Consider the following 17229-nt stretch of genomic DNA (forward strand, 5'->3'; position numbering starts at 1 on the left):
CAAATATATGAATATAGATACATTTTGGTCTAATTAAAATATCATTATCGTATTAACTCAACGGTTTATTTTTGGGGTTCTAATTTTGTCCGGTGTTTTATTGGGTAACGTAAGCCAAAACGCTGTGGCGGGGGAGAGAACTGCTGACGTAATATCGCTCAAGGGTTAGTTTGGTTTCAGCTATAAACCGGAATATTGCTACTTATTGCCAAAAGCTTTATTATACTTTCTGAAGAACAGATAGAATATCAAAAGCGAAACACCTAAAATAGAGCCTATTTTAGGCGTTTCGCTTTTGATAAGTTTAATTATTTTTTAGGCTTGGTGTGTTAGTGTGCGCGTACGAACGTCTAGCTCTTGCGCAATAACAATAGCATGATAAATATCTTCGTAGTATTCTTTAATCATTGCAAAATCAAGCATAGTTGTGAAAAGACGTGGCTCAAAAAGGTCATTTGAATGATAAATACCCACAGATACTCGGTTTCCAATAAAGGAGATGTAAATTTTGCATCCTGTTTTTTCCTTGAACTCTAAAATTATCTGTTGAAGATCTTTATTTAAGATATAATTTAGCTCATCTTGGTCATGGGAATAACAGAAAAAAGTATTATCAAAGTCAGTATTTCCGGTCTTCAAGGCCGATGGACGTATCATATCTAATTGCTTGTTCTTTAGTTTTTTATACAAACTATCTGAAGGGTCTGATAAAATAAAAACTTCGCTCGTGATTTGGTGGTCTAATTCGGCAGCAAAAAAGATACCTCTAAATACGTAATGCCACTCTGACTTTGTATCTTCACTTTTTACTTCTGAGGATTTAACTTCTGCCAAAACCTCCGATAATTCTATCTTGATATTCCCCACATTTCCAGAAACGAAGTCATCACCAGAAAAACGATTTAAAGATTTTGCAAATAATTTACTCTGAATAAAATGATTATATGAAATATGCTTCGTACTGATATAGCTCAAACTTGGATCTACATACTTCACAATTCTTTGAATAACTTTATTTTTAAAATCGTAATAAAACTCCTTATCAGATTTAAAAAAAGAAATAGTCATCCAAGCTATAGCCGGATAAATGAGTACCGGAATAAGAATTAAGCCGGTTGTATAACGCAGCCAAAAAATTGCTCCAATAGTTAAGGCAGTTAATATCGGGGTAACAACGATTACGATATAAATATTCTTAACAATTTTCTTCCGCTTGGCCTCAACAGCCTCAAGATCCTGAATAAGCTCTTGATTATAAAATTCCTGTAGATCTTCAATTGACTTCATAACGGTTACAGTCACTAAATACATCACAAAGGTAAGTATTTTTTACGAGAGAAAAACAATACCGGATAGAATAAATTTTATTAACACGCATATTTTTTTATGGACTTTTGAAAAATAGAGATTACTGCATAGGTTTTTATGGGGAAATTGAGTACTTTTTGCTCTTTTTTGCCAAAAACTAAATGAAATAACCTAATTTTTAAGCGTATTTAATATTTAATTATGAGATAGTTTATTTTCTTTCCGTTAATATCATTAGCTTAGATAATCCTTTTGTGGAAAATATGTTTACAATAGATCCCGTTTTAGGGCAAAAAGTATCATATCCGAAACTATTAATAACCGTTGTAAGGTGAGAAATACTTAAAAAAGCTATTCTATTGGAAATTTAACCTATAAAAATACGGATGGTTTTAAAAAAGTCGTAATTTCGCTCTCCATTAAAAAATTAAGGCGTAAGCTACTATGTCGCTTTTAAAGAAAAAAACAGGAGTACTATTATTTTTTTTAGTACTTTTTTGTATCCCGTCGAGTTGGGCATCACATGGTTTCGCATTTGATATTTATTTTCAATGTATTGGCCCCAATCAAATTCGAGTTATTTTAAAATTTTATCGAGATTGCGAGGGGATAGATGCGCCAACTCCGAGTATGTTAAGTTCATACGTTGATGTTACGGCAATGTGTGGAGTACCAACCCCAATAGGGTCATGGCAATATATGACTGATGATGACGGAAATCCAATTAATGCTATAGACGTAACTCCCTGCCCAACAGCACGTAATAAATGTGATAATCCTCCTGGAAGTTTACCCGGAATAGAAGAATCAGTATATTTTCGGGATTATGATGTAACCGGTATTAATTGCCAAATTTCCGCTTATTACGAAGACTGCTGCCGTAATTCTGCTATTCAAAACATAAGCAGTCCTGGTGGAGCAGATTTTGGTGTGTTGGCAAGTTATGACCTATCCCAAACAGGAAATTCTTGTAACAACACATCTCCTTATTTTTTAGAGAGACCGATTCCCTATTTCTGCAGTGGAGATACATTGACGATAAATCAGTTAGCTGTAGATTTAGATTCAGATTCCTTAGTTTACCGGCTTGGTAACCCAATGCCAAATACGGTATCATGGGCACCGGGTTATGGGACAAATACCCCCTTAGGTAACGCGCCCAGATACTTCAGCCTAAATAGTGCAACGGGAGAAGTTACAATATTTAGCCCAACTCCGCTTAGGGGAATATTTGTGGTCTATGTTGATGAATACCGAAACGGCCAACTCATAGGAACTATTATGCGGGATATGCAGTACACCATTATTAACTGTGCTGTTCCTTCAGGCTGCCCGCCACAGCGCGTTCCTATTGTTTCCGGAATAGATAGCACCGGAACAGATTCCATTTTTGTGTGCCTCAATGACTTTGTAGATTTTAAAGTATATGCTGTTGATTTAGATACGATGGGGGCTCCTTGTACCAAAGACAGTGTTTATATGGAATTTACCTCCCTTAACTTAAACGGAAACTATACCTTTAACACTCCTAATTTTCCGTTACCTTATTCAACTTGGGGTCAGTTTAACTGGACACCCACCGTTCCTTCGCCGCGCGCCTATGTATTTGCAGTGAAAGGATTAGATACAAAATGTTTCGGAAAAGGTATAACGAACCGAAAGTTTTATGTCATGGTCGGTGGTGGTGTTAAAATCCATAGTGAATATACTGTGCTTTGCAATACTGCGACAATGGTGGCGCACTTAGACTCATTCAGCTATCATCCTCCTTATAAATTTAGGTGGTCAGGACCGGGCGGCGTAAACAACAACCCCAGAAACCAAGATTCTACGTTTTCACACACCTATTCAAAACCGGGAGATTATCCCATAACTTTAACCGTTATTGACAAGTATGGTTGCGCTACCTCCTACCAAGACACTGTTCGGATACCGTTAGCAGTTGCCGTTGATGGAGATGCCGGCCCGGATGTAACAGTTTGTGCCGGAAACCCGCTACGCTTAGGACAACCTCCTCTCCCGCTACAAACTTATCTCTGGACACCAAGCACCGCCTTGTCCGACACAACAGTTGCTCAACCTAATTTCTTTTATCCCAATGATCCCCAATTGCCGGATACCATTCACTACTTGATTACGACCAGCAAAGGTATTTGTACCGTTACAGATTCTGTGATGGTTATTGTAAATCCTGTTCCGGATATTACCATATCTGCTTCAGACACAATAATCTGCCCTGGTGATACCGTAAAATTAAGTGCATCTTCAACTTCACCGAACGTTACATACATCTGGAGTACCGGTGATACAGGAAGCGTTATTTATGTTTCTCCGCACATTAACACAACAATTACTGCTTTCGCAGTGGGAAGTATTGGTTGTTTAAGTCCGGCAGGCTCTAAAACAATCCTAATATCAAATTCACCGACAGGGGCAATTTCAGGAGATACAGCCGTTTGCGGAGACCAGTCAGTAAGTTTAACCGGCTTTGGTGCCCCCAAATTCATTTGGAGTCATGGGGCGGTTGGCCCCGTTACCAGTATTCTGGTTACTCAGGACACAACAATTTTTGCTATACCACAGACCGGTACTTGCTTTGGAGATACTATTTATCATCATATTAGGCGATATACTAAGCCTACGGTTTCTATCAATCCGCAGAATGATCAATGTTTTGATGGAAATCAGTATTCATTTTCGGCGAGTGGCGTTTCGGGTAGCGGAGCTTCCTACCTCTGGCAATTCGGGGATGGTTCTTTCCCTGCAATAGCTACACAGCCAACCGCTCAAGTACGTTATCAAACAACAGGCACTAAAATAATTAAGTTAGTAGTTACCCAAAATAGTTGTGTGAGTGATACTGCTTATATAACATTTTCGGTAAATCCTATTCCCTTTGCAAGTGCAGTTGTTTCCCCATACGGAAACTGTTTAGTAAACAACTCGGTTATATACTATAATTATAGTCGTGCATTACCATCAGCAACCCATACTTGGGATTTTGGTTCAGCGGCTACGCCTGCTACTTACGTAGGGCAATTTCCACCGGCGGTAAGCTACAACGCACCCGGAACATATACCACAACATTAATAGTTTCACAATTTGGCTGTGCAGATACTTCTATTCAGGTAGTAGAAATCTACCCGCCTGCTCCCCCTCCGATAATGGTTGGCGATACAGTATGTTCTGGATACACGACCACATTATATGACGCGAACCCACTACCCAACACTACACAGTTATGGTATAACCAGCCGGTAGGTGGTTCAGCTTTCCATGAAGGCCCCACATTAGAATACCGCCCAGATTATTCCCAAACATTTTATGTTGAAAATAGAAATGACACCACCACCTGTTTAAGCGTGCGTGTTCCCGTTTCTGTTTTTGTAAAAGACCTTCCGCAATTAGATTTTTATGTAGCTGAAGATACCTTAGAGATGCCGGATGCTATAGCAGAATGTTTATTTACAGGAACACCGAATGCTGCGTTTTACTTATGGGATTTTGGGGACGGAGGATTATCAACGGCTGCACATCCTCTTCATCAATATGAAAATGTTGGCCGCTATAATATAGCTCTTTCTATTACGGATTCAAGTGGCTGCACAAATACCATTATCAAACAAAATGCTGTCCTCGTTCGGGAAACTATTAACCTGTTGATTCCCACAGCATTTTCTCCCAATGGAGATGGAGTGAACGATTATTTTTCAGTTTCTTCTCGACTATATCTCCCAGAATTTGAAATCGTTATATTCTCACGAAGTAGCGAAGTTGTCTTTACTTCAAAAGACTTGGGATTCCAATGGGATGGAACAGATTATAACAAAAAAGAACTCCCCGAAGGTGTTTATACCTATCGAGTACGTGCAGTGAACTATCACGGAAAAGCAATTGAACGTGTTGGAACTCTTATGCTGATTCGATGATATAAAAACCAATAGCAAATCAATGAATCCCGATAAGTATATTTTTTACTGTCGGGATTTATTGTTTTTAAAACAGTAAGTTTGCCCGAACTTTCAAGATAGTGGTCTAAAAAACAGAGCAATACCCATCCATCCGAACTTGAGGCAGGAGAAGTTTGTTTACCTAAAAGAAAAAATACTTTTTACTATGTATTGAAATAATCAATCATTAATTTTGCCCAAACACATATTAGAATGGAAGTAAAATTCACCAACAAAATAAAAAAAGACCCCAAAATTTTATTAGGTCTGCTGATTACGGATGAAAGTGCCCCGCTCTTTAAAGAAATACTCCCAAAACCTTTTTATAAAGCTATAGATTGGGATTCAGAACTTTTAAAAAAAGAGGATACTTTGCAGCATATCACTGATTCTGAAAAAATACTTGGCATTGGGCTTGGAAAACTTGAAACACTTACATACGAAAAACTTCGAAAATCATTACACACACTTTTTACCCGTGCAAATGCTTTAAAGTGCAGCCAAGTAACGGTTTTTTTCCCGGGCGCAGCAACGTTTTCTACCCCCAATAAATTGGCACGAGTATTAGGAGAAATGCCCTTTTTAAGTAATTATCAATATCTTAAATATTTTTCTAATGCAAATGAAAAAAAGAATACAGTAGAAAAAGTAAGCTATTTTATGGATGGAAACAAGTCGCTTTCATCAGAAGATGCTACAACTGGATTCTTAGAAGGTATTGCTATTGGCAAAGCTACTTGCACAGCACGGGATCTTGTGAATGACCCACCGAACCAACTTACGGCAACTACCTTAGCAACCATAGCTACTCAATTAGGTAAAACAAGCGGATTTTCGGTTGAGGTATTGGAAAAAACCAAAATAGAAGCCTTAAAAATGGGAGGCCTGCTAAGTGTTAATCGTGGAAGCATTCAGCCACCTACATTTAGTATTTTAGAATGGAAACCTAAAAATCCCGTAAATACTCAACCCATAATATTGGTTGGTAAAGGGGTAACCTTTGATACCGGCGGATTATCATTAAAACCGACTCCAAATTCAATGGATTCGATGAAGTGCGACATGGCCGGTGCAGCTACAGTAATTGCCACCTTATCAGCTTGTGCAGAAATAAAAATCCCACTACATATCATCGGTTTAGTACCTGCAACCGATAATCGCCCGGGTGAAGATGCCTACACACCCAACGACGTTATCTGTATGTATAACCAAACAACCGTAGAAGTTTTAAATACAGATGCCGAAGGCCGCCTGATATTAGCCGATGCCTTAGCCTACGCCAAACAATATAACCCAAAACTTGTTATTGATTTAGCCACCCTTACCGGCGCCGCAGTAGTTGCCGTTGGAGTACAAGGAATTGCAATGATGACCAACGCTTCCAAAAACATAAAAGAAGCTCTCCTAAAAGCAGGTGAAGAATCTTACGAAAGGTTAGTAGAGCTACCACTTTGGGATGAATACAAAGAACTTATCAAAAGCGATATAGCTGATATTAAGAATATTGGTGGCCCATACGCTGGAGCCATTACTGCCGGAAAGTTTTTAGAACATTTTACAAGCTATCCTTGGGTGCATTTAGACATTGCCGGGCCAGCCTACTTAAATGCTCAGGATAACTACCGCCCTAAAAATGGCACCGGAACTGGCGTTCGCTTACTAATGCAATTTTTATTAGACCATGCAACAGAACCCAGAAACAACTAAAATCCCAATATTAGGAATCACATTAGGCGACCCAAACGGTATTAGCTACGAACTACTGCTACGAACCTTTGAAGACAGTAAAATCTTCCATTTCTTCATCCCCGTTGTATATGGCTCCGGAAAAGCTATTTACTACCATAAAAACTTACTAAAACAACAAAAATTCAGTTACCAAAACATCCAAGAAATAGATCAGGCACAGGCCAATCGGGTGAACTTTATTGAGTGTGGACAAGGCTTTGAACGGGTTGAGATTGGAAAACCATCTAAAACTGCCGGCATTGTAGCTTATAATTCTTTATCTCGGGCAGTAGCTCACGCCCAAACGAACCTCATCTCCGCTATCGTTACCTTACCAATCAATAAAGCTGCAATACAAAGCGATGATTTTAACTTTCCTGGGCACACAGAATACCTAACACAAGCATTTCAAAGCACTGATTCTTTGATGCTTATGGTTTATGAAAATCTACGAATTGCTACCGTAACCGGGCATATTCCGTTAAAACAAGTTTCGGAATCAATTAATATCAATACGATTCTTTCCAAAATTCAGATTTTGCATCAGAGCCTTCGGACAGATTTTTGGATTGATAATCCCAAAATAGCCGTTTTAGGCTTAAATCCACATGCCGGCGACTCCGGCCTGCTGGGTAATGAAGAATTAGAAGTGATTATTCCCGCCATAGAAAAAGCCAATCAAAAAAATTGGCTGGTTTTTGGGCCATACTCTGCTGACGGTTTCTTTGCCAGTGGCCAGTACCTTAAATTTGATGCTATTTTGGCAATGTATCATGACCAAGGATTAATACCATTCAAAACTATTGCTCAAGGAAATGGAGTGAACTTTACTGCCGGTATTCCGGTCATCAGAACTTCTCCTGACCACGGAACCGCATTTAACCTCGCTGGAAAAGGAGTCGCTAAAAAAGACAGCTTCTTAAATGCTATCTGGCTTGCTATTGACATTCTACGAAAACGAACAGAGTCTAACATATTGTATTCTAATCCATTAAAAACAGTTTTGCCTGTAGAAGTACTTCAAGAAGATGAATAACCCTCAGTTTATTCAACATTTATCTGAAGAGCAAATCTTAGTATCCCGCTTAGTGGAACTATATCAATGGAGCCAAACTTCCGCTATCTGGCCTATTGGCTTTGGATTAGCTTGTTGCGGCGTAGAAATGGTCAGCGCCTATTTGAATCATTTTGAGCTTGATAGTAATGATTCTTTTCCCAAATATCCTCCGAATGAGGCAAATGTGATGATTATTGCAGGCACAATAACATTCAAGACAGTAGAGCGGATAAAAGCCGTTTATGAACAACTACTTTCTCCGAAATATGTAATTTCGATGGGCTCTTGTGCCAATATTGGCGGCCCTTATTGGGAACACGGCTATCATGTCTTAAAAGGAGTAAATCAAATTATTCCGGTAGATGTATTTGTTCCCGGATGCCCACCCAGACCGCAAACAATTGTTAGTGGCATTGTTGAGTTATATAAAAAAGTAAAAAACGGACGGTAATTTTGCGTAGAGGCATTTTAGTGCTGCCATTATAAAAAATAGCGTATCTACCCATTGACTATTTTTTTGCAAACCCTTCCTATTAGACATTATAAGTAAAAGGTTTTTCTATGAAAAACCATAGAAAATCAAATAGTTAATCTGTAAATAGCTTTTTATTTATAATCTCTAATAGAAACAGAATTGTACCCCATGAAATCTAAAATTTCGCTTACAATCCATTCCTGAGTAAAGACTTGACCTAATGTTTTGTGTTTTTAGGATTCTTATTTTTGCAGCTCTTGCCAAAATTACAAAAAATCGGATACGGGGGTAATCTTCTCAAAATCTAATTTTGTCTGATATTTTGTTGGGCGACATTAGCCGGAACGGCAAGCGGTTCGAACAGGAGATTAGTCCGGAAGGCTACTTACTTTTTTTAGCAACAAGAAAACTATGATACTATTATGATAGCAACAATATTTTCTGAACCAAGATCCTGAATTTGGTTATTATTTCAGTTTAAAGCGGATGGTTACTCTTGTTTTTTGAATTTTTCCGGATTCTATTGCGTTAAATCTCCATTTTTTGATAGCGTCCATACCGGCTTTTTTGAGTTCGGGTGATGTTCCTATAGTTTTGGCAGTTACGCTTTTAACGCGGCCGTCTGGGGATATTACTATTTCAAAGGTGATTTTGGCTTCTTCATCGACTTCATATTTGGGCTGAGGTAAGGCTAAGGGAACTCTTCCGTTTAAGCCGTCTCCTTCACCTGTTCCCCACGCATACAATCCTTCTGGGTCTAACACTGGGGAGTTAGGTGTACCTCTATTTCCTGTTCCGGAGGAATTGTTTCCGTGGTTAGACCCGCCGGATGTTTCGTCATTTAGGGTTTCTGCGGTACGTTTTACTTTCACTTTTTTCTTTTTGGGTTTTTCTTCGGCAGGCGGAGCAGAAACTTCACTTGGTTCAGAAGAAGATATTATTGGTTCTGTATTGTTAGAGGGAGTTGGGTCATCTTGAGCAGTACTGCTGGGTGCGTTTTCAGAAGGGGTTTCCGAAGCCTCAAAAAAGTTATTTATATCTTTACTGCCTTCGGTCATGTCTCCAAAGTCAATTCTACCGGCTGCTATCCACTGATTTTCCTCCGGATTCGGAACCTGCCCATGCACAATAACCAGAAAATAGGTTAATAGAAACAACAGTAACATTATTACTGATGTAGCTACCAAACTTATCTGCTTTCGTTTGCGTTCTTCAGCTTCAAAATCATATACTGCTGGCATGGTTCAAAACTACAAGGTTTTTATCTAACCGGAAAAAAAAGTTATACGAGAAACGCTACCTGCTTTGTTTCAGACTTGTGGATTTATCTTTTTAGGCTAAACTCTGATTTATAGTATTTTGATGTTTTTATAATACATTTAAAATAAATATTTTACATACTTATAGCGATATTATATTTGTAAATAATGCTAAGCAAATACTATATTCAAATATTGGTGCTATTAACGAAACTTATATCAAATACGGAATTATCTCTATAATTCATTACAAATCCAATTTCCTTCAGAATTGATTTTGAAGTGAAATACAGCGGTATCCCTAAATTTGCTATCTGGGATTGGGTTTCCTAAGGGAGGTGAAGAGTATATCCCGTTAATGATTGCTTTTACTGTCCAATTTTTGGGGGTAGTTTGCTCTTTGCTAATCAAATCAATGTTGTGTATGTGCCAACTCCCTCCACCTACAGCAGTACTTGATTTTAGATAATATAATCCGATTTGCTCTTTTATTTCATTATCTATATCACTATTTCTGTTGCAAGCCCAGAAAATTTGCGAAATACCTAATAATGTGATGGCTATGGTTTTTTGTAGCGATGCTGTATTGTTAAAAATATCCATAAATATCAGCAAAAGAAACACAGCAAAATTACTTCTGTTCACAAATCAGCAATGTTCATCGGCAGTTCAGGACTATCTTTCCAAAGAATTTTCCTTCTTTAAGGTCATTGATAGCTGCGAGAGCATCTGAGAGTGGCCGGGCTGGCTCAATAATCGGATGAATTTGATGTTTAGCAACAAAATCCAGCATTTGGGTAAAGTCTGTATCGCTTCCCATCGTGGTTCCTTTGATGGTAAACTGGCCAAAGAAGATACGTGGCATATCTAATTGTGGGACTGCGCCCAGCGTTGCTCCATAAAAGACTAATGTACCTGCCGGCTTTAAGATACGCAACAAGGTGTTAAAGTCTGGGCCGCCGGCACTATCTATAATTACGTCAAAACCACCAGAATCGCGTAGCAGTTTTTCGTGCCACTTAGCTTCTTTGTAAGATACCCCGCCGCTTGCTCCCATGGCTGTGAGTGTGTCAATTTTATCAATACTTCCGGAGGTTACAAAGACATTGGCTTGTGCGGCAATAGCAAACTGGGCTGCAAATTGCGCCACTCCGCCGCCAACACCGGTAACTAATACATTCATTCCGGGTTCAATATTTCCCTTGTAAAAACAGGCTCTGAAGGCTGTTAGCCCCCCCAAAGGTAATGCAGCCGCTTCTTGAGCATTCAAGTAAGTCGGTTTCTCATGCAAACGATCTATCGGAATAGCGATATATTCGGCCAGTGTTCCGTCAGCAGGCATTCCCAAAATACGGTATGACTTTGACTGAAACCGGGGGTCATCACCCCAATTTTGATTGGGGTTTAGAATTACTTGTTTACCTAACCAATGTTGATTTTCTGCTGTATCTCCTATCTCTACTACCACGCCGCAGCCGTCAGACCCTAATATTGAGGGCACAATTCCAGCATACAAGCCCATTCGTATCCAATGGTCTCGACGGTTAAAGGCGGCTGCATCCAAACGAATAAGAGCTTCGTTAGATTTAATTTGGGGGATAGGCCGTTCAACCAAAGATACTTTTCCCGGCTCTTCTAATGCAAAAGCAATCATTTTAATGAATAAAAAAGAAATGTCCCTGCTAATGAAATACCAACTCCAATACCGTACCCTAACCAGACTTTATTCCGTTTGATTTGCCATGAGCGGCTTATGTATGCGTCCACGTAGGGGCGGTTGTTCATAAGTTCTGGATTAGGATACCCTAAGTTATGAGATTTTGGAGGAGTTTTGGTTGTGAAAAAAGCGGGAACTAAACCACAAACGGGGCCACAAGCCGCAGCACTAACTCCTGTAAGAATCATCGGCGTAACGTAACCGTGATAAAAAATGCTGGCATCACGAATGGCTTTTTGATACATATCGCCACCAAAGAGATTAGCGTTTTCATTGCTATTAGGTTTATTAGAATTTCGAGCATCAAAAACCGCTATACGGCCATCTGAGTACCTGACTTCTACAACTTCCCGAAGATTTAGTAAAAAATAATTTCCATTCGGGGCAGCATAATATCGAAAGCTAATTGTGCTGTCTGTATATTGAATATCTGTAACCTGTAACCGCTCCCCATTCGTTTTAACGATAACATCTTGGGCAAATAGATTGACAAAAAATAAGTAAAAGAAAAACAGAAAATACAAACGCATACAGACAAAATTAGTTATAATTTAACTGACAATCAAATAAAGATGTATCAAAAAGTATTACTTTTTTATGGTAATTATCTGTCTTAAATATAGCTAACTACATAACTTAGTAGTATTTAAAAGCCATAACACCAATTAAAAAAAGGTGAAAACCACAACAACTCACTAACACAGAAAACTATATGTCAATGGCCAGTTAAAGGCTAATTCTTATATTAGTCTTTGAGAATACCTATTCTTTGAGAATCAGGAGTCTTTTTTCTTGTCTTCTTCAGCTTTATTTTTTATTTCTTGAACCTCCATACGAATTGTATGGGCAAGGTCTTTCAGGTCTTTCATCCCTTTTCTGATTCGGGTGCCGGCGGATTTATTTCCGTGCTCATAAAACTTGATAAAGTCATCTTCTAATGTTAAGATAAGCCCCTTAATTTCAGTGAATCTACTCATGGTTTTTGGTGTTAATTTGCGGGTAAAAATCGAAAAAAATTAATTAGCAACAAAATTATTTGTGTAAATTCCCGTATCTAATTTTTGGCGTACTGCTGAAAATGCTTCTAAGGTAGTCTGAACATCTTCTATGGAATGCGCAGCCGTTGGGATAATCCGCAGGATAATCACTCCTTTTTCTACAACAGGGTAAGTTACTATGGAAACGAAGATGTGGTAATTATGGCGTAAGTCTTTGGTTAGCAATGTGGCTTCAATTACTCCGCCTTTGAGGTAAACGGGTGTAACCGGTGTTGTTGTAATCCCAATGTCAAAGTTACGCTCGCGAAGCCCTTGCTGTAAAGCGTGAGTTATATCCCATAATTTTGTTCGTAACTCCGGATGATTCATCAATAATTCCAAACGCTTTAATGCACCGATAACTATAGGTAAGGGTAATGTTTTTGCGTAAATCTGGCTACGCATGTGGTAACGAAGATATTGAATAATCGTTTTGTCTCCGGCTACGAAAGCGCCTATAAGTGCCATAGATTTAGCGAAGGTGCAGAATATTATATCTACGTCTTTTTGTACTCCATAATGTTCTGCTGTTCCGGCTCCTGTGGGGCCCATCACGCCGAAGCCGTGTGCGTCATCAATTAACAGGCGGAATTTGTACTTTGACTTTAAGCGTACTATTTCGTCTAATTTTCCGGTATCTCCTTTCATTCCAAATACTCCTTCGGTAATAACGAGGATTCCACCGCCGGTTTGTTCTGCATATTTTGTGGCCTTTTGCAGGCGGTCATCTAACTGCGCCATATCGTTATGAGCAAATACAAATCGCTTTGCTTGGCTCAATAACATTCCGTCAATGATGCAAGCATGGGATAAATGGTCATAAACAATAACGTCTTTTCTATCTACAAGTGCTTGAACTATAGATACAAGTCCCTGATAACCAAAGTTTAGTAGATAAGCATCTTCTTTTTCCATGAAAGCGGATACTTTTTTCTCAAATTCTTCGTGGTAGTCAGTATTTCCGGTAAGCATTCTGGATCCCATTGGGTAGGCAAGCCCCCATTCGGTGGTGGCTTCGGTGTCTGCCTTACGGACTTCCGGGTGGTTAGCTAAACCTAAGTAGTTGTTTAAAGACCAGCAAAGTACTTCTTCACCCATGAAGTGCATCTTAGGCTGAATTTGCCCTTCTAACTTGGGAAAGCTAAAATAGCCGTGCCCCATCTCTGCATATTTTCCCAAATCACTGCGCATATTACGCGCTATTTTGTCGAATATATCCACTTGGTATTTTTGGTTGAAATTATCACAAAGATACACTGTTTTATAACGTTGTTCCGGAAAAAATATAAATTATCTCTATACCTTGACCCAAGATAAATAAACCGTAATCTCATAACTTTGAGCGGATAAAAATAATTTATCAGTACAAACAGCCCTAAAACAGAATCTTTTTGTTTCCTTAGGAAACTTTAAACGGTTCGTTACGTAACTTTGTTTTGGGAATATGGTTTGGGATAAGTTTCAAAAAAAAATAAAGCAATACGTTCATAAGCGAAAGTATGGTATTGATTTAGACCAGCGGCTGGAAGACCCTCTTTTAGCATTAGGACAGATTATGCGGGAGCTGCAAGCCTCTATTTCTGACCACACCAAAGGATTGGAAGTTACCAAACAGCGTCAAGCAGAAATCCGCCAGTATATTCAGCAATTTCAGCAGGAGCAGCATCGGCTGCTGCAAATACTTGACCGCGCCAGAAATAACCAAAATGTTTCAACCCACGAAATTCAACAGCAAATTGTTCTCTGCCAAAACCAAATCTCTCAGTATGAACAGCTAAATCTTTCTATGGAAAACTCCATTAAAGAAGTAGAACAAGCTATCGCTCGATTGCAATTTAAACTTAATGAAACAAGGGCTAAAGAAGCTGTTTTAATCTTAAAAAGAAATACTGCCCAAACCGAAAAAGAATTAGGAAGGCAGCTCAGTCGGGTAGATTTAGATGAACAGGAAGCCGAAATTAATCGAATGGAGGCCGAAGCCGAAGCTCTTCTCCAATTAACCCATACCAACGACCCACAGCAAGAACTTCAAGTATTAGACCAAGAACTTAAAAAGCAAATTCAATTGCAAGAAATTGAAAATCAGCTAATTAAACAAAAAAAAGAAACTGAAAAAAAACAAGCCCAATTATTAGATAAATACTTTGATGTTTTTAACCTAAAAACTAAAAAAGAAGAACCAAAACTACCTGATAAACAGCTATTAATAACAGATTTTTTCAAACCAAAAGATAAAAACCCAGATAATATAAAAAATTTCTTTTCGGAAGAAAAAAAATCTGAGTCATCAAAAGATGAGATTTTAAATTCATTTTTTGACCCAAAAGATGACTCTAAGAAAAAAAAACATCCTAAAGATTTATTGGACGATTTTTTTAAGGACTGAAGATAAATGAAAGTATTATTTAGATTTTTTAAAGCATCTTTTAGGTTATTAATAGATTTTTTGAAGGCTATAATCACCATACCTTTACAGCCGTTACTATTTATTTTCAATCCAAATAAATTCAGTTCTAAGCAGTTATTGCGTTTTTTAATAGGAGTTTCTGCGCTGGAAATCTTGTTTTTGGTTGTTGTAGCTCTCGCCATTTCATCTGCGTGGAAAGATTTGCGCCAAAACGATACCAGACTTATTATCCGAGAATATTTAGACAGCAAGTGGACTGATACAGCGAGAATTGCATTTAAGGAGTCCTTGGTAAGTCGTTTTGCAAACGGAACTTTTCCCGAACCTACCGATACTCCGTATCAAATTCTCCCAAGTAAGATAGTTATCACCTTTTGTGATAGCTTAGAGAACGCACTTCATAGCCAAGATAAATCCAAAAGTTCACACAATAAGATTTTGTCGTTGAAGGGACGTTGGTATTTGGCTTTGTCTGAAAAAAGGGATTCCATCGAAAAGTTATCTGAATACAAAGAATTTGCCCAAAATCATAATTTCCAAAATCAATCAATTACTGAATATACGCAATATTTTGCACCTAATTTATATGCCTTTTGGTTGATTTTATTGATACCGGCTGTTGTTATCGGGCTGTATTATAATCTGAGTTCTATCAAACTCCTTTGGAATATCCCGAATATTTACTTTTCAGAAATTCCTGATTTGTATGATTTTAACCAATTTAGTTCACCTGTGGTGGGGGTGATTCGCTGGTCTTTTCTGATGCTCTATTTATTGCTGTTAATAAACATCGTGATTGGCATTGTAGCACTTATTTCTATGCTGATTGGTTCTGTTATTATTTTGATATTAGGGATACTTGTTGGAGTTATTATAATAGCTACCCTTGGGTTAATTTTGTTGTCAGATAATTTTACGGTGGGAAATTCCTTTGGTGAGGTATGGGACTGGGCTACTTGGCCAGTCCGGTTTTTTGGTTGGGAGGAATCTATCTTACATTCAATAGGAATCACGCCGGAATCATTTATCCTTACTCAGGCTACTATTGCGGTTATTTTACCGGCAATAATTTGTATTTGGCTTTTGAGGCATAAAGATGCGCTGTGGCAATTTGCTAACTCAAAGATTGGTAAGGAATAATGGATAAGAATTATTCTTAGGTTTATTTTAACGTAGTAATCCTAAGACTTCGGTATCCTGCGGTAGATTATTTCCGTGCCATTTTCCCAAGCAAATTCCATTTTTCAGCAGCATAAATCCCAAGTTTGAACGTATCATCGTTTTCAGCACGGTTTGGTCCATACTTGCTACGCAAAAAGGAATTTTGTAATTTGCAATAGTAGCACTTTTAACGTCTCTGGTAGAGGCAGTAGCTCCTAAGACTTTTATTTCTTTGCGGGAAAGCCGTATTGCTAAGTTTGTAAGGCTCACATACTCATCACTATTAATGGAGGCCATATCCCGCATGATTATGATGAATGTATTTCCTTCAAACTCATCCATTTTGCAGTCAAGTCCAATGGGAGTATAATCTTTGGCTATAAATTCTCCTTTTTCGTTTAAAGTTGTGGTGTTATGTTTTATATCAGCACCTACTTTGTAGGGTAAAAAATCCAACATCGGTAAATTTGCCCAATTATACCAAGTTAAGAAACAAGTGCCTGCAAAAACGATGGGTACAAGTATATCATTAACAATATTTTCCCAGAAATTTGTGATTTTTTCTCTATGAACGAATAAGAAGCCAATCATGCCCATCAACACAAGATCTTTTATGAAAGATTCAAGGGGGGTTAGTTTCAGCACATCGCCAAAACAACCACAATCCGAAACTAAGCCGGTTCTGAATGAGTATCCAGTGAGTAGCGTAAAAAAGATTATCATCAGCAGCATAGAACTTGTGGTGAAGCGGGGAACGTAGCCTAACAAAAGTGTAATAGCTGTAAAAACCTCAAAAATAGCAATGGCAGCAGCTATCGCTATCGAAAAAGGCGTAAAATGAATAAACCCCGGAAATAAGTTCCGCTCAAAGACGTGAAAGTACTCTTCTAACTTGTATGCAAAACCAGTAATGTCATTTACCTTGATGAACCCAGATATTAAAAACAAAATACCTACTAAAATCCGAAATGTCCATAATACAAACATTACTTTGGGATTAACGACTTTTTTGTTTCTTAAAAATGGTGAATTCTTGGCAGCTACCATAAATTTATCTTCGTTGGCAACAAAGTTACAACATTCAAACTGTATTCAAACAATTTGGCTATTCTTGCTGAATACTTAAGCG

At 38.2% G+C, this 17229-nt stretch carries 14 protein-coding genes; 6 read left to right on the forward strand and 8 right to left on the reverse strand.

Annotation, left to right across the window (positions count from 1 at the left end; genetic code table 11):
- Positions 1-315 precede the first annotated feature (315 nt).
- Positions 316-1287, reverse strand: coding sequence for a DUF3137 domain-containing protein (locus LC115_11050; GenBank protein ID MCZ2357201.1), 972 nt, complete (start codon positions 1285-1287; stop codon positions 316-318).
- Positions 1288-1938: 651 nt separating this feature from the next.
- On the opposite strand from LC115_11050, the gene LC115_11055 reads away from it, so the two are divergent.
- The 4 genes from LC115_11055 (at position 1939) to nuoB (ending at position 8495) form a co-directional block, all read left to right on the forward strand.
- The gene (locus tag LC115_11055) at positions 1939-5238 is read left to right on the forward strand and encodes a PKD domain-containing protein (GenBank protein ID MCZ2357202.1); all 3300 of its coding nucleotides are present in this window, start codon (positions 1939-1941) and stop codon (positions 5236-5238) included.
- Positions 5239-5472: 234 nt separating this feature from the next.
- Positions 5473-6966: a leucyl aminopeptidase gene (locus LC115_11060; GenBank protein MCZ2357203.1), complete on the forward strand. Its 1494-nt coding sequence runs from the start codon at positions 5473-5475 to the stop codon at positions 6964-6966.
- Entirely contained in the window at positions 6941-8023 is a 1083-nt protein-coding gene (pdxA, locus tag LC115_11065) for a 4-hydroxythreonine-4-phosphate dehydrogenase PdxA (protein MCZ2357204.1), read from the forward strand. The genes LC115_11060 and pdxA overlap by 26 nt, the downstream gene beginning before the upstream one ends.
- The gene (gene nuoB, locus LC115_11070; protein ID MCZ2357205.1) at positions 8016-8495 is read left to right on the forward strand and encodes an NADH-quinone oxidoreductase subunit NuoB; all 480 of its coding nucleotides are present in this window, start codon (positions 8016-8018) and stop codon (positions 8493-8495) included. Before pdxA ends, nuoB begins: the two co-directional genes overlap by 8 nt.
- 491 nt (positions 8496-8986) lie before the next feature.
- On the opposite strand, the gene LC115_11075 is transcribed toward nuoB, so the two are convergent.
- The 6 genes from LC115_11075 to LC115_11100 all read right to left on the reverse strand — a co-directional run bounded on the left by LC115_11075 (position 8987) and on the right by LC115_11100 (position 13753).
- The gene (locus tag LC115_11075; protein ID MCZ2357206.1) at positions 8987-9760 is read right to left on the reverse strand and encodes an energy transducer TonB; all 774 of its coding nucleotides are present in this window, start codon (positions 9758-9760) and stop codon (positions 8987-8989) included.
- Between the two features lie 255 nt (positions 9761-10015).
- The gene (locus LC115_11080) at positions 10016-10381 is read right to left on the reverse strand and encodes a hypothetical protein (protein MCZ2357207.1); all 366 of its coding nucleotides are present in this window, start codon (positions 10379-10381) and stop codon (positions 10016-10018) included.
- A gap of 55 nt (positions 10382-10436) precedes the next feature.
- On the reverse strand, positions 10437-11432 hold the full coding sequence (locus LC115_11085) for a zinc-binding dehydrogenase (GenBank protein ID MCZ2357208.1): 996 nt from the start codon (positions 11430-11432) through the stop codon (positions 10437-10439).
- Positions 11429-12025 (reverse strand): hypothetical protein, encoded by a 597-nt coding sequence (locus LC115_11090; GenBank protein MCZ2357209.1) that lies wholly within the window; start codon positions 12023-12025, stop codon positions 11429-11431. Before LC115_11090 ends, LC115_11085 begins: the two co-directional genes overlap by 4 nt.
- Before the next feature lie 246 nt (positions 12026-12271).
- Entirely contained in the window at positions 12272-12472 is a 201-nt protein-coding gene (locus LC115_11095; protein ID MCZ2357210.1) for a histone H1, read from the reverse strand.
- Between the two features lie 39 nt (positions 12473-12511).
- Positions 12512-13753: an aminotransferase class I/II-fold pyridoxal phosphate-dependent enzyme gene (locus LC115_11100; GenBank protein MCZ2357211.1), complete on the reverse strand. Its 1242-nt coding sequence runs from the start codon at positions 13751-13753 to the stop codon at positions 12512-12514.
- 223 nt (positions 13754-13976) lie between these two features.
- Between LC115_11100 and LC115_11105 the strand changes: the two genes are divergently transcribed.
- Both LC115_11105 and LC115_11110 read left to right on the forward strand, forming a co-directional pair.
- Positions 13977-14918 carry a PspA/IM30 family protein gene (locus LC115_11105; protein ID MCZ2357212.1) on the forward strand — a complete coding sequence of 314 codons (942 nt, stop codon included), beginning with the start codon at positions 13977-13979 and terminating at the stop codon, positions 14916-14918.
- A 60-nt stretch (positions 14919-14978) separates the two neighbouring features.
- On the forward strand, positions 14979-16079 hold the full coding sequence (locus LC115_11110; GenBank protein ID MCZ2357213.1) for a hypothetical protein: 1101 nt from the start codon (positions 14979-14981) through the stop codon (positions 16077-16079).
- Positions 16080-16106: 27 nt separating this feature from the next.
- Here the strand turns inward: LC115_11110 and LC115_11115 are convergent, their stop codons facing one another.
- On the reverse strand, positions 16107-17147 hold the full coding sequence (locus LC115_11115; GenBank protein MCZ2357214.1) for a DoxX family membrane protein: 1041 nt from the start codon (positions 17145-17147) through the stop codon (positions 16107-16109).
- Positions 17148-17229: the final 82 nt, after the last annotated feature.

The organism is Bacteroidia bacterium, from assembly GCA_026932145.1.
Taxonomy (GTDB): domain Bacteria; phylum Bacteroidota; class Bacteroidia; order J057; family JAIXKT01; genus JAIXKT01.